The sequence below is a fragment of the Bacillus sp. MT94 genome (assembly GCF_058792475.1).
On sequence record NZ_JBXAEZ010000005.1, the window covers coordinates 290,224 to 305,070 of the forward strand.

Consider the following 14,847-nt stretch of genomic DNA (forward strand, 5'->3'; position numbering starts at 1 on the left):
AAAATATTATCTTGATCGTAATATAGCAATACATCTAAAAGACCTAAAAAAACTCTAATCAATAAATTTTTGCTTTTAAGAAGAATATTCAATTCAAAACTAATGAATATTTATCAACCTAACATATCATTACCACCATTAAAAAAAGAATAGAAATTTCGTTATGAAAGATTTCTATCCTTTGAATTGATTACGGTGGTGCACTACTCCGCATTAAAAAAAGATGCTCCTGGCTTTATCCAAGAGCATCTTTTTTTAGATTTATTTTTACTTGTTTATAATTTATCAATTAACAATTATATAGTTGTAATCAGTCCTTTAAAAATAATAGGAGTGCTTCATTAAATTCTTTAGCATGCGTTGCATTTAGCCCATGTGGACCACCCTTTATTAAGGCTACTTTAGAATTAGGAATTGCTTCATGTGTTAATTTCCCACTATATTCATATGGTACAGTTGCATCAGAATCACCGTGAATAATAAGAGTAGGTATATTAAACTTCTCCAAGTCTTTTCTAAAATCTGTCTTACTAAAGGCGGTAATACAATCAAGTGTTCCTTTAGGTGATGCACTGGCTGCAATATCCCAATTATATAAACGGAATGGCTCACTAACTAAATCTGTTCGATTACCAGCCGCGAAAAATCCCTTAGTAAATTCATCAAGAAATGCAAGGCGGTCATTTATCACACCACTTTTGAATGCTTCAATTGTTGCATCATCTAAGGCCCCTTCAGGATGATCCTCTGATTTGTATAAATATGGAGGAACTGCCCCAGCAAAAACAGCCTTTTCAATACGATCTGTTCCATACGTACTAATATACCGGGCTACTTCGCCTCCCCCCATAGAAAAACCAACAAGTGTGACATTTTGAAGCTCTAAATGTTCTAATAGTTGATGTAAATCAGAAGTAAAGGTATCATATTCATACCCTTCCCACGGCTGAGATGATTGTCCAAATCCTCGACGATCATATGTTATAACTCTGTATCCAGCCTCAACAAGAGCGGGAACTTGGTATTCCCAAGATCGACCACTTAACGGCCAACCATGAATGAGTACAACTGGTTTTCCTGTGCCATGATCCTCATAATATATCTCAATTGGTTCTTGATTTTCGGTTCCTACAGTAATTTTAGCCATGCTTCTACCTCCCAAAAATATTCTAATATGTATCCTTTTTTTCAATAATCCGGATGAATGTCATAACCTATTCATGCACGTTTATATTGTGAACTCTAAGTATGAAACTCTATTGTTCCAATGCATTCATTTTCTCCTTTTGGAACAATCCCCCCTCTAATACCTTTTTCATCATAAAATAATTACTGAACATTACTCCTATTCAATTGTAATAACAAAAATAGGTGACTATCAATATCATTCTATCTATAGGATGTATAGGTAAAACCAATCTATTTTATAGTGAAAACAACTATAGTTACAACCTATACAAATTATAGATAATTTAGAATTGATTAACGAATCAGTTTTCAAATACTATAAATTTGTATAGCACTTCATGTTCTGTGAATGCTGCTATAACCAATATTATTGGTCAGCTTAGTTATAAACGACGAAACTTATGATAGTATTCGACTATTTAAACTTTCTTCGATTACTTAATTTTTAGGAGGAATACATAATGACTGATCTCTATTCTCGTATTAACAAAGATGATGCTGTCGTGCTTTTAGTAGATCATCAAACTGGTCTTATGTCCGGACTAGTACGTGACTATGGTGTTGATGAATTCAAGAACAATGTTTTAGCTCTTGCTCATACTGCTAAGTTTTTTGATTTACCAGTTATTTTAACAACAAGTTTCGAAAACGGGCCTAATGGACCTTTAATGCAAGAATTGGTTGATCTCTTTCCTCATGCACCAAAAATAGCTCGACCTGGACAAATTAACGCATGGGATAATGATGATTTTGTAAAAGCAATCGAAGAAACTGAAAAAAAACAACTTATCATCGCAGGCGTAGTTACGGACGTTTGTGTTGCTTTCCCGGCACTTTCCGCTATAAAAGCTGGATATGAAGTATTTGCTGTTACGGATGCTTCAGGAACTTTCAGTAAACAAGTTGCAGATGCTGCCAATACTCGTATGGCACATAGTGGTGTACAACTTATGAACTGGTTTAGCGTAGCTTGCGAATTACAACGCGATTGGCGCAACGATGTCGAAGGTTTTGGCAATTTGCTTGCTAGCAATCTTCCAGGCTATCAAAATATAATTGGAAGCTATAGGGGAGCTCAGCGAGATCTTAGTAAACAAAATGCATAAATGTATTTCAAAGAAATAGCTTTAAATCACTTTCAAAAAAATGGATGGTATACATTTAGTGCTGATTAAATCAGCACTCTCTTTTAATTTAAAAGGTATAGCAAAAATTTTATTTTTACGATTACAATTTTAAATTAACAGAAAAGATATTATTTTCAATAATATCTATTTTAAACAATTAAAAAAGGAGCGTTTTATTATGAGTAATTTAGAATTGTTAAATCCGGAGAACAGTGCATTAATTTTGATTGATTTTCAACCTCAAATGACTTTTGGAGTTGCAAGTATTGATAGACAAACATTGATTAATAACGTTATGCTACTTGCTAAATCAGCAAAAACTTTTAACGTACCTACTATTCTTACTACAGTTGAGACACGCAGCTTTTCTGGTTATTTTTGGCCACAAATTCTTGACATATTCCCAAACCATGAAATTATAGAACGCAGTTCAATGAACTCTTGGGAAGATCCAAAATTTGTTGAAGCAGTTAAAGCAACAGGTAGAAAGAAATTAATATTTGCAGCACTTTGGACTGAAGTTTGCCTTGCATTCCCTGTGCTTGAAGCAATTAAAGCTGGCTATGAAGTGTATGCAGTTGATGATGCTTCAGGTGGTACTAGTCTGACAGCACATAACGCTGCTATGCGTCGTGTAGAACAAGCTGGTGCAATTCCAGTGACAGCAATTCAAGTTTTACTTGAATACCAACGTGACTGGGCACACAAAGACACTTATGATGCTGTAATGGAAATTGTAAAGGAGCACACTGGCGCTTATGGTCAAGGAGTAGAATACGCATATACTATGGTGCACGGCGCGCTTCCAAGCAGGAAAATATGAAACAAGAAGGAGTAGCTGTCGAAGAGACTTATACAGGGAACCCGATGGATGCTGCTGATCCAGTAACAACGATTGTTACATGGGAAATTCAACAAGGTAAAGAAAAACAGTTTGAAACATGGAGACATGAAATCGAAGCTGCCGCTACTAAATTCCCAGGGCATTTAGGTGTAAATCTAATAGTTCCAAGTAACGAATCGAGAGAGTATACTGTTATTTTTCGATTTGATACGTATGAGCATCTACGTGCTTGGCAAGAATCAGACATTCGCCGGGATTTGTTAAAAACGGCAGAACAATTTCAAGCTACTAATCCAAGTTACAAAACTGAAAGTAGTTTGGCTTATTGGTTTGTTACTCCGAAAACGCCAGTTCCACCGCCAAAATGGAAAATGTCTATCGTTACCCTTCTGGGTGTATGGCCTCTTAGCATGTTAGTTCCTAAAGTGATAGGACCTATTATAAAACATATGAATCCTATTATGTCCGCTTTTTTCGTTTCTGTATGTATAGTGTCCTTGCTATCATGGGTAGTCATGCCGATTTTCGGTAAATTATTTCATCCATGGTTACAAAATAATAGAAAGTAGACGAGGTGTGAACATGAATTTACCGGATATGATCTTATATAACGGAAAAATTACTACCCTTGACCCATCTCAGCCTGAGGTATCTGCTATCGCCATAACTGATGGTTTAGTCACTGCAGTAGGTGGAGATGAGCTTCTTAATAGTGCCACGGAAAAAACAAAAAAAATAGACCTTAAAAGAAAGAGAGCTATTCCAGGCCTGAATGACTCCCATATACACGTTATTCGTGGTGGTCTGCATTATAATATGGAATTACGTTGGGAAGGCGTGCCATCACTTTTTATTGCTCTAGAAATGCTCAAAGAACAGGCAAGGCGTACACCTGCTCCTCAGTGGGTAAGAGTAGTTGGAGGTTGGTCTGAATTTCAATTTAAAGAGAGACGGTTGCCAACTTTGGAAGAAATTAATGCCGTTTCTGAAGACACTCCTGTCTTTGTGCTACATCTTTACGATAGAGCACTTGTAAATCGTGCAGGGCTACGTGCACTGGGATACACGAAAGATACCCCAGACCCTCCAGGCTGTTTAATTCAGCGGGATAAAAGAGGTAATCCAACGGGCCTTTTAATTGCTAACCCTAACGCTTCTATTCTTTATTCAAGTTTGGGTAAAGCTCCAGTACTTAATCTTGACGACCAGATTAACTCAACTCGCCATTTTATGCGTGAATTAAATAGATTAGGTATTACAAGTGCCATCGACGCAGGTGGTGGATTCCAAAATTATCCGGATGATTATAAAGTTGTTGAACATTTAGCTGAGAAAGATCAATTAACTTTGCGTATTGCGTATAATCTATTTACGCAAAATCCAAATCATGAATATGAAGACTTTGCTTCATGGGCAAAAATTGTTTCTCCAGGTCAAGGAACTGATAAGTATAAAATGAATGGTGCCGGAGAGATGTTAGTATTCTCAGCAGCCGATTTTGAAAAATTTCAAATGCCACGGCCTGAACTAGCTACGATGATGGAAGCTGACTTAAAGAAAGTAATTTCTCTATTGGTGGAAAACCGTTGGCCCTTCCGTTTACATGCAACTTATGATGAGTCAATCACACGTTTCTTAAATGTATTTGAGGAAGTTAACAGAGAAATTCCTTTTAATGGTCTACGCTGGTGGTTTGATCATGCAGAAACAATCTCAGATCGTAGTATGGAACGTGTTAAGGCTTTAAATGGCGGTATTGCCATCCAAGACCGCATGGCTTTTCAAGGTGAATACTTTGTTGATTTATACGGAAAGGAAGCTGCAAAGCATACACCTCCGATTTATCGTATGTTAGAACTTGGTATACCTGTTGGCGCCGGTAGTGATGCAACTAGGGTTTCCAGCTATAACCCTTGGGTTGCTCTTTACTGGATGGTTGCTGGAAAAACCATTGGTGGTCTTTCGATATACGATGAAAAAAATAAACTTGATAGAAAAGTAGCCCTGGAATTATATTCAAAAGGAAGTGCGTGGTTCTCTGGTGATGAAGGTAAAAAAGGAACCCTGGCAGTAGGTCAGTTTGCTGATATTGCTGTATTGTCTGCTGACTACTTTACTGTGCCAGAAGAAGAAATCAAAAACCTTGAATCATTACTCACCATTATGGGTGGACAGGTTGTTTATGGAAATGATGAATTTAAAAATTTATCACCTGAATTGCCGCCAGCATCACCTGATTGGTCACCGACGGGCATTTACGGTTATGGTGGTGCTAACCTAGCCAACACTATACTTTCCCACGATTCCCATGATAACAAGTTACATAGTTGTAGTAACCCTCTCCATCAACACACTCATACCGTAATAGGAAAAGATGGAACTAAATGGGGGATTGGTTGTACTTGCTTTGCTTTCTAAGTCAAAACCACCGGTATAATGCCGGTGGTTTTCTTTCTACAATAAGGGTATGTAGATTCGAAATAACATTGTATATCCCTACATGGAACCTGTTACTATGCGATAAGACCGAAGAATTGATTGATTAACTTAACTTGTTTTTGATAGCCTTCTCTCCTTGCAAAGTCTGTCCTTTTTTCCTTAATTAAAAGTCAATGGTATCCCCCTCTTGATCGACTACACCACACATATAAATCCACTGCCCTTTGACTTTAATATAGATCTTAATTTTTCAATTGTTACACTAGAATCATTATTATTTCTATTACACTGATACTTTTTGCGAATCATTTAACTTCTGCATAAAGATACGTGCTGCAAAACTTAAAAATTTATCATCAAAGTGAATAAGATTAATATCTTGGCTTGGTGTTGGGTCAGTAATACGAACTATGCTCAAAGTATCATTATTAACAAAGTTAACCAGTGAAAGAGGTATTATGGCAACCCCATGTCCATTGTATACAAGGCTCAATAGAGAAATAGAAGATTTTGTTTCTATATTTGCTTCAGATAAAGATAACCCTAAACTCTCACAATATATCTTAATAGATTCACGACAACTACATGAAACCATTATTCTACTCAGCCCTACTAATTCTCTAAAAGAAACAAATGATTTTTCATTCAAAGGATGATTTTTTGGAATTACAAGGACGAGCTCTTCACTATACAAAAGGGTGCTTGTTAATGTGTCTGGAATTTGAGCACTACGTGTAATCCCGAAATCAATATTTTTGTCAACGATTTGATTTACAGCAACTTCGGATTCTATAATTTTTACTACGATGTTGGGATAATGTTGTTGAAACTTCATAATATAAGGTGTTAAATAAGTGAGATCCTCTAATAGACCTCCTATAGTAATCACACCTCTTTTTACACCCTTTAATTCAAAAATTTCATTATAAACGTCATCAAATTGTTGCATAATAAATTTTCCTTTATCAAATAGCAGCTTACCCGCTTCTGTCATTTTGATACCTCTTCCAACTCGATGAAACAAGGGTGTATCAAGTTCACCTTCTAAAACACGTATTTGTTGACTTAAAGTCGGCTGTGAAATACCTAGAACTTCCGCAGCTTTAGTGAAACTATTATTATTACAAACTTGAATAAAATACTCTAAATGACGTAATTCCATTCTTGATACCCACTCTCCGCTTTATGAAAGATTTATAATTTAAAGGACGATATGTATACGTTAACATAACAACTTCATTTCATATTATACCGATTGAAATTACACGCTTTATTCATTTTGTATTATAATAAATTTACTACCATTTATTAATTTTTCCTCCTATTTATTTAATTTATATTTAATTAGGACATTACTAATTCGAGATATATTTCTAAACTTTTATAGTTCTAGTGCATAATACCCTAATTTTTTCAACTTTTCGATTATCATTTTTTTCTCAATATAGTCCAAACCACCAAATATTTGCCGAATCGCCTCTTTATGCTGAGGAAAAATAATATCCATTAATTCAATACCTTCTGAAGTAATTGACGCATACGTGACACGGCGGTCTTTAGGATATGGTTTTCGTATTAAGAACCTCTTCTTTTCCAACTTATCCACTACATACGTGATACTACTACTTGCAAGTAATATTTTATCTCCAATTTTTTGTATAGGCTGATCGCCTTTACTATATAGTAGCTCAAGCACTGCAAATTCAGTTGGATTAAGTCCATAACTTTTTATATCCTCTTCAATACGCTTAGTAATTGCCTGTGCTGCCCTTGATAATGTAACAAATAACTTTAAAGATAAGCTCTCATCATTAATCACACTCATAATTACCAATCCTTTACAAGTTATCTTGAATTCGAGATTTATTATATTATCGTCTAAATATTATGTCAATCATTCATTTTAGCTTTATCAATCCATTTATAATTTATTTCTCAACATATGACATATGGAATTAGAAGAAAACAATTGTTAATATATAAGTATCTCAATTACGTTATTTCTTTTAAAGAGAGCTTGTATTCTAACGCAAGTTCTCCTTTTTTATATTCTAAATTGAATCCGGACAAAGTTCACATATTGAGTCTGCCCATGTATATGATATAGTTTTTAAACAAAGATTAGAGCCCTCCTACAAGAAGGAGAGCTCTAATCTTTCATATAAATATTCACCATTTTTATCATTGCGGGGACATCAAAACTTTAACTTGATGGGGATATGGGACTACCCCATCGCCATCAAGCTAAGATTTTGAGACACCCCCATAACGAAATTTTTCCCTTTACAGTTATTTGTGAGAATTTAGCCTCTATATAAAAAAACCACTCCTTACAATAAAAGAAGTGATATTCCTAAATTATATATTTCATTAAAATCAAACTATTATAATATAGTTCCATTCAGCCATCCGTTTATGGCAATAAGGTCCATCAATACATGTAATTCTGTACCTATTAAAGCAGAAATAAAAATAATTTTTAATGAAGAGCTCTGTTTATAAGTAAACAGTTTCATTAATCTAGGTATTGTTTTAAGACCTATCATAATTAGTAAAGTCAAAACTAAAGCGCAAGCTAGTCCACCTATAAAACTCTCATCTACCGCTCCTCCTGGTATAAGCGGTACCTTTCCAATGAACATGCTTATAGCGTCTGGAATCGCCATACCGAAAAATAAAGTTGTGATATTTAAATGTTTTTTATATACTAATCCTACAGTTGCTGTAACTACTGTATGTCCTATAACGCCAGCCATATGAATCCTCCGTAATATTTATATTATTTTTTAGTTAGTTTTCACCTTTTTTTAGGCTTATTATTTTATAATTGATAACGCTTCTAAAAACTGTGAATTATCTTTTCTACTCTCAATAATCTTTTGAAATTCTTTCTCCACTTGTACTGATTTTTTATCCTCGGTATCAACAACTCCATGATTATTTCCATAAACTTTGTTAAGTTCAAAAATTCCCATATAGGTTTCTTGTATAGGAATTTGAGTAAACATAGAATTATTGACAATTAAAATACACTGTTCATAATTCGAGTTACGATAATGCCCAAACCAAGTATTACTATCATATTTTACCGGTATTTCCTTGTCAGCAATTACTATTTTTTTTATATTTTCACTTTTTTCACCCGCGAATAACACAGCAGTATCATTTGTTATTGTAGGCATAGACTTTATTGGATCTGAAATCGGTGTAAAATGATCTTCTCCCTCTCGTAATATCCCTTTTTTTATTACGGCTTCACCTGTTTTTTGATCCATAATAAATACTGATTCTCCATTATATTGTGCTGTTTTAACTTTATATAAATCGATAGACTTAATTTCACTTTTATTTTCACTTCGTATATCTTGTAAAGCTTGTTTATCTCCTAACATCAAAATTCCATTTCTTGGTTCTTTAGGCGTGAACGCCAAGTATAAACCAAATAAGAGGGCTCCAATCATACATAGGTTAATGATTTTTCTCATTTCTAATCTCCTTAGAATTATTGTTTAAAGGTGGTTTAACTAGTTAAGATAATTGCTGCAAATCATCTATACGTATACCGTTTCTTTAATTCGTATTTGCTCCTTATATAGAATAATTGTTTTATGGAATTTTACATATTCATTTACCTTTCATTTGTATTACATTTATGTAAGGTAAAATTATTAGCAAAATACAATTATCGGAATAGCATCCTACTATTTCTATGGGCAACTGATCGCGATCCTACTCTGTTCGGCTACTATGGTTCAAATGCATCAATTACTTCTTATGAAAAGAAACAAGAACTGAGTGAATATAAGGTCATATATAGATTAAAGATTATTTTCTTCTTATTTATCAAGCCATACAGAAAAACACCTAATAGCTATCAAAGGTGTTAATTCGCCTGTTCAATCTCCTATAACAAAACGGACGAAAATCTCATTGGTATGAGAGGAAAACAGTCTTTGATATATTAGGTGTCGTTTACAATTGTACCAAGTCTAATAATTAAGCGGATTAATTAGATTTAAAAAAAGATTTCTTTTTCTTTACTCGTAATAAGTCACCTGTCCATCCTTTGAATCGCATATACATATACATCCCCCCTGTTGTGAAAATAATAAATAAGAGAGCGATTAAATAGCTATATTTCCATTCCAGTTCAGGCATGTATTTAAAATTCATACCCCATAATGCTCCTAAGGCTGTCAAAGGCGTACTCACAGCAGTTAATACAGTAAGAGCTTTCATAATTTCATTCCCACGATGAGAAGAAACAACTTCTTGCAAATGAATCATCGTGTCTAATTCTTCTTGGTACTCTTTAACAAGTTGTAATCCACGCTCTAATTTTACGTGTGTTTGTTTATAACAAAGGGTGTTTGTTAGTTTTTCTAACCAAGCTTCTTTTAGGCCTTGTAACACTTCTTGTATTAAGCGAAACACATGTGTGTTCATAAATAATTCATGACGAATATGATAAATCCTTTCTAAAACTGCTATGTTATTATGATGATAAAAATCCCATAATACATTTCTGAAATTGTTTTCAAAGTAGTCAACCTTTCGCAAATAATGAGATATAAACATTGATAAGATAGCACATAATCCTTCAGCAGAACTATTACAATTTTTTGTACCCATAGGGATATTATGTATTAATTTTTGGAAATCCTCTTCCTCCTTTTCCTGAACTGTTATCAGTATTCCATGAGCTACGAAATAATGAAGAAATTTTTGAATTTTGGCGTCCTTTTTATCTTGATCATATAAAAACGAACCATATACACAAGTTTGACTTGGTGATAACGTATAAACATATAATCCATTTTCACAAGGAGAACTTATTTTCTTTACAAATTGAGAGAAATAAGATGTTACATCACGAGGGATTATAGAAGAAAGTTTTTCAAGCTCACTAGTTTTCACATGATACCAACTCCATTTCGTCATTTTTATGCATTCCATATTATTCTTCCTTTCTAAATAGTTTTATGTTTGATCGAATCATATCCGTAATACGAAATTTGTATGTAGGTATTCATGTCTTGAAGGAAAAGTTTTTAGATCATCTAAATTACAAAATAAATGACGTAGGAGGTCTTATTCTTTTAAAAGGAAGACCCCCTATATATTAGTTATTTTTATTTTCAATTTTAAACATTTCCTCTATACAAGCACTTTTTATCTTTTCTTATAAAGAATTTATTATATGTGGAAAAGAAGCTACATAATTTGGCACGTCTATTCAACGAACTCCATTTCAGTCGTTATTATAATTTGGATTCATATGCAGATTGATTGGTGATGTCGTCAAATACTTGACTCCCAATAATGTAGTATCCATGAAGTGCAGCCTCTTTCGAAGCGTCTACCATACGGAAAGAAGAAATTTCACTTTGCATTTTTTCAATTCGTTTTTTGTGGAGATCTACTATTCCTCCTGTCCAAATGATAGTATCATACTGTTCTAACGTAAATTGTTCTTGTAATACACGTATGACGTCTTGGAAGTGTGCATCCAACTCTTTTTGAATCAAAGTATGAACCTGACTTGTCTCATGATTTTCTTCTCGACATTCATATCCTTTTTCTAATATGTTTGGCATGTCGTTAATATGCAATTGATTACTTTCACCCTCATGATTCTGCACGATATTCTTAATATTTTTCAAAGGCTTGCTACATCCTAGTTCCGTCTCATAATGATTTAAAATGAGATTCTGTTTCATATCTGTCATTTCTAATGTACGAAATCCACCATCAATAATTAAGATGCGATCTCGTTCCTGAATGATTCCCTCTTTTAAGAGATAGGCATGTAAAGCGACCGGTTGCTGAAGAATCAAAGCATTTTCCACCGTAATATTAATAAATTTCCCATCAATTTGCACGGAAGTTTCTTTTTTTAGTGCACGTTGTAATTGCTCATGCTGACTACCAAAACAAGTGATGGGAAGCCCGGTAACAACTAGAGGTAACACGACATTTTCTTTATAATCCTTTGCAATGCAACCAAATATTTGTTGTTTAAACTCTTCGCTTTCATAATAATTTTCTATTTCATCGTCAAATGGAGGAAGAAATGAAGCGTCAGATTGATGTGCTTCATTTCCCATGTAGTATGCAAAGTCTAAGTCTATAAAACTTACCTTTGTTAAATCTTCACTTTCAGCATGATTAGGTACAGGGGCTAGTGTGGAAGCTTCACTCTTGACCGTCATCTCAGAATCTACATCCTGTCGATATGCCCTTTTGGTAAAGCCAATTCCTACATCAATTGCATACAGAGATTTCATACTTTTTTCCTCACTTTCTATTTTTAGAGTTAAATCTAGGCACTCTCTTCTTTCCCTTCTTTCACATATTTCTTTTCATTTTTCGTTTTTTCCCCGTCTAAGTTCTTACTATTTTCATTTATTTCGTAATCCTTTTCACCTGTTTTCTTTTTATTATTTTCGTTTTCTGTTAAGTCTTTAATGGTAGAAATGACAACTGGTGTGGCTGTAAGCAGTTGTGGTAATGTTTGTTTTGCAACATTAGCTGCAGTTACAGAAAATTGTTTACTTGTCTCAGTTACCTTCTCCAATGTTTCCTTTATGTTTCCTTCTTGTAGTTTTTCTTTTACGCTTTTTCCTTTTGTTTGTATAGCTTTCCGATTTTCTTTTTTTAATAGGGAGACTATGACTCCGGTCGTAATTCCAATCACAGCATATTTAAATATTGTATGTTTCATTTTTCTCATCCTTTTCTATTTTTATTTTCTTCAATGCTACAACCTAAAATAATTACCTTACCTATTTATCAGATGTTGCAATCTATTAGAGAGAATGATAGTTTTGCGGCTGCCTATCACTCGCCGTTAGTGTTTCATCTGTTACTAGGAGTAAAATTCTCCCTTGATCTAGTTTTTCTTCATATAAGTTAGCTTCCTCCTTCGACAACCCCATTTCCTCCATTTGATTTCGGAGCTCGTCCCCTTTTTTGGAGAAAAAGTTGATAATACTTGTGCCCAATCCTTGTTCTTTTACTCCAATCGTATTTGTGTTTGTATCATCCGCAATCCTTTTTGTTATATGTTTTTCATGTGCTAAAACATAAATGTCATCGTGGCGAACCCCTTGCAATTCTAGCTCTTTTACTTTCATAACTACTTCCTGTTCATTTTGATATTCATAAACTACCGTTTTTCTTTCATTCGTATGCATGGTATCTTTCCTCCTTTAGATTTTTTATTTTTTTATTTAGTTGTTATGTAATATGTAATACACCTATTTTAAAGATGTTAAACCTAAATTTTCGAAAAATTTTACACAATAGGTTATTCATGTTTTTAATATCAAAGAAATGTCACAAGAACTTTGCTTTGATAAAAGCGCTCCAAATAACGATTTGTTTGGAAGGTAAGCACATTGTTTTATAGAAATCATAGAAAAATAAAAAAGCACTCCTTTTCAAAGAGTGCTAAAAAAAACATATAACCTAATAAAAATATTTCTATTTTGATTACAGAAAGAAAGTCTTTATTAAAACATATGGTTGCTAATTTAATTGCGATCTGCCTTGCACCCAAGCAGCAATATCATTTATAACATACTCAGGTATATTAGCAGGACTATAATATTCATCCGGCTTACTTATTTCCCCATCGCCCTCTGTAAAGAAATGATTTAACTTTGGATATAGTCGATAATCAACGTTATTTCGTTCTTTTAATTGTTCTTTCCAAAGAGGAATTTCGATTTTTGATTGAACTTGATAGTCTCTTTCTCCTTGAATAATAAGAAGTGGTGTCTTTTGTTCTTTTGACATTTCTGCTGCTTTAATTTTCCGAATAGAATCCCAAAATACTGCTGATCCTAAGTAAAAATCTTTTGGAGGATTCTGACCAGAGAAATTTGGATCATTTAATAATTCAAATTGCGATTTGTAGAATTTATATTGCTCCTGGTTCATTGCTCCAATAGAGAAAAGGTACTCAAATTGATCTAAAACAACGTCTTGGATCGTACGAGCTGGCCCTCCCATTACAATTGCTCCAGCAATATTTTTATTTTGGTCTTTTTCAATCATTTTCGGAAGCATCATTCCACCTTGACTATGACCCAAAATATAAATTTGATTTTTATTTATTAGAGGCTCATTTTTAAGAAATTGAGTTACAAGAAGAGCATCATCTGTTGTCTCTTTATCAACTGTATAAAAGGGACTAAATTGTGTTTTCAACCCATGTTCATAAGTTCTTTTATTATAGCGAAGGACAGCAATTCCCTTCGATGCAAGACCTTCAGCTAAATCGCGAAACGGTTTTAAAGCAAACGCTGTTTCATCCTGATCAGTTGCTCCTGATCCTTGAACAAGAATAACCGCTGGAAAAGGACCATTTCCTTTTGGAACCGACAATGTTCCTGGTAATGGAAATGCACCACTTCCAACTACTACTTCTTTATCAACAAATGATTCAGGCTTACTATATGACGGACGCTCAGCAACAGGACTAAACGACATGCTGAGTTGAAAATCGTCTATTTTTCCAGATGGATCTAGTTTAATTAGTAAAGGTACAGTCATTTTTTCAAAAACTAATTGAATCTCCACATTTGTATGAACAGGATTTGTCTCTTTTTGTGTAACCTCTCCAATTTCTATAAAAGAACCTGCTTGTAATTGAACTGGGAGTCCCTCCCAATAGCTCTTCAGCCATTCTTCGGATATTATTTTCTGTAATGACCTTGAGGTTAAATCAAATGCAGATTTATAATCTTCACTATTCATATGGCGAATAAATGAAAGAGTAGTAGATATAATAGGATTTTCATCATCACTATTGTCTATTTTTTTTATATTTGTGTTTACTTCCTTTAATTTTGAAATAAATTGGTGGTTAAATGGATTATTATATGTATTAGGATATAAATTTGTTTTCAAAATTTCCGTATTCCGTCCCTCATACAAACTTGAAGAACTCGTAAACTTTTCAGGTGAAATTACTTCCTCCGCATATGAGACTGAGGGAATTGCTATTGTAAAAATTGCACTGATAAGTAATAACTTATTACTTATTCTTCTTTTCTTACCCATACTTATTAATTCTCCCTTCAAAATTTAAAATTTCTAATACAATATGCCAACTATAAGGAAAATAAAAATTACCAAAGAGATTAATAATCTATTTTACGATCCCCCTCTCAAGTTAAAAATCTATCATTAACAAACTTCAATAAAAAACGCCTTCCCCCTCTTTTTTTATTGTTGGATTTT

At 33.7% G+C, this 14,847-nt stretch carries 14 protein-coding genes and 1 pseudogene; 5 read left to right on the forward strand and 10 right to left on the reverse strand.

All coding sequences use genetic code 11. The features are described 5' to 3' along the window. Nucleotides 1-310: 310 nt before the first annotated feature. Nucleotides 311-1,147, reverse strand: coding sequence for a bromoperoxidase (locus AC1Q51_RS19615; protein ID WP_001074328.1), 837 nt, complete (start codon nt 1,145-1,147; stop codon nt 311-313). A 502-nt stretch (nt 1,148-1,649) separates the two neighbouring features. Here AC1Q51_RS19615 and ycaC point away from each other — a divergent pair. The 4 genes from ycaC (at nt 1,650) to AC1Q51_RS19635 (ending at nt 5,577) form a co-directional block, all read left to right on the forward strand. After that, complete coding sequence (gene ycaC / locus AC1Q51_RS19620; RefSeq protein WP_098834986.1) at nt 1,650-2,294, forward strand: isochorismate family cysteine hydrolase YcaC; 645 nt, start codon at nt 1,650-1,652, stop codon at nt 2,292-2,294. A 199-nt stretch (nt 2,295-2,493) separates the two neighbouring features. Then, nucleotides 2,494-3,138, forward strand: a complete 645-nt coding sequence (locus AC1Q51_RS19625; RefSeq protein WP_000067162.1) for a hydrolase — start codon at nt 2,494-2,496, stop codon at nt 3,136-3,138. Further along, complete coding sequence (locus tag AC1Q51_RS19630; RefSeq protein WP_492331665.1) at nt 3,135-3,728, forward strand: antibiotic biosynthesis monooxygenase; 594 nt, start codon at nt 3,135-3,137, stop codon at nt 3,726-3,728. Before AC1Q51_RS19625 ends, AC1Q51_RS19630 begins: the two co-directional genes overlap by 4 nt. Nucleotides 3,729-3,741: 13 nt before the next feature. Then, nucleotides 3,742-5,577, forward strand: coding sequence for an amidohydrolase (locus AC1Q51_RS19635; RefSeq protein ID WP_001052853.1), 1,836 nt, complete (start codon nt 3,742-3,744; stop codon nt 5,575-5,577). A 304-nt stretch (nt 5,578-5,881) separates the two neighbouring features. On the opposite strand, the gene AC1Q51_RS19640 is transcribed toward AC1Q51_RS19635, so the two are convergent. The 4 genes from AC1Q51_RS19640 to AC1Q51_RS19655 all read right to left on the reverse strand — a co-directional run bounded on the left by AC1Q51_RS19640 (nt 5,882) and on the right by AC1Q51_RS19655 (nt 9,083). Further along, nucleotides 5,882-6,760, reverse strand: a complete 879-nt coding sequence (locus tag AC1Q51_RS19640; RefSeq protein ID WP_061660758.1) for a LysR family transcriptional regulator — start codon at nt 6,758-6,760, stop codon at nt 5,882-5,884. A 219-nt stretch (nt 6,761-6,979) separates the two neighbouring features. Beyond that, nucleotides 6,980-7,423 (reverse strand): MarR family winged helix-turn-helix transcriptional regulator, encoded by a 444-nt coding sequence (locus AC1Q51_RS19645; RefSeq protein ID WP_061660759.1) that lies wholly within the window; start codon nt 7,421-7,423, stop codon nt 6,980-6,982. Between the two features lie 559 nt (nt 7,424-7,982). Next, nucleotides 7,983-8,354, reverse strand: a complete 372-nt coding sequence (locus AC1Q51_RS19650; protein WP_000929330.1) for a hypothetical protein — start codon at nt 8,352-8,354, stop codon at nt 7,983-7,985. A 60-nt stretch (nt 8,355-8,414) separates the two neighbouring features. Further along, nucleotides 8,415-9,083 (reverse strand): lipoprotein BA_5634 family protein, encoded by a 669-nt coding sequence (locus tag AC1Q51_RS19655; RefSeq protein ID WP_075720177.1) that lies wholly within the window; start codon nt 9,081-9,083, stop codon nt 8,415-8,417. A gap of 217 nt (nt 9,084-9,300) precedes the next feature. On the opposite strand from AC1Q51_RS19655, the pseudogene AC1Q51_RS19660 reads away from it, so the two are divergent. Beyond that, nucleotides 9,301-9,598 (forward strand): annotated as a pseudogene (locus tag AC1Q51_RS19660) (IS4 family transposase); the annotation flags it as partial. A 5-nt stretch (nt 9,599-9,603) separates the two neighbouring features. Here AC1Q51_RS19660 and AC1Q51_RS19665 read toward each other — a convergent pair. The 5 genes from AC1Q51_RS19665 to AC1Q51_RS19685 all read right to left on the reverse strand — a co-directional run bounded on the left by AC1Q51_RS19665 (nt 9,604) and on the right by AC1Q51_RS19685 (nt 14,667). Next, on the reverse strand, nt 9,604-10,554 hold the full coding sequence (locus tag AC1Q51_RS19665; RefSeq protein ID WP_000388935.1) for a magnesium transporter CorA family protein: 951 nt from the start codon (nt 10,552-10,554) through the stop codon (nt 9,604-9,606). Nucleotides 10,555-10,859: 305 nt separating this feature from the next. Next, nucleotides 10,860-11,885 (reverse strand): ParM/StbA family protein, encoded by a 1,026-nt coding sequence (locus tag AC1Q51_RS19670; protein ID WP_000839448.1) that lies wholly within the window; start codon nt 11,883-11,885, stop codon nt 10,860-10,862. 35 nt (nt 11,886-11,920) lie between these two features. Beyond that, nucleotides 11,921-12,322, reverse strand: coding sequence for a hypothetical protein (locus tag AC1Q51_RS19675; protein ID WP_000683216.1), 402 nt, complete (start codon nt 12,320-12,322; stop codon nt 11,921-11,923). Nucleotides 12,323-12,407: 85 nt separating this feature from the next. Next, nucleotides 12,408-12,794, reverse strand: coding sequence for a YflT domain-containing protein (locus tag AC1Q51_RS19680; protein ID WP_000557322.1), 387 nt, complete (start codon nt 12,792-12,794; stop codon nt 12,408-12,410). A 334-nt stretch (nt 12,795-13,128) separates the two neighbouring features. Beyond that, complete coding sequence (locus tag AC1Q51_RS19685) at nt 13,129-14,667, reverse strand: alpha/beta hydrolase (protein ID WP_000516847.1); 1,539 nt, start codon at nt 14,665-14,667, stop codon at nt 13,129-13,131. Nucleotides 14,668-14,847: the final 180 nt, after the last annotated feature.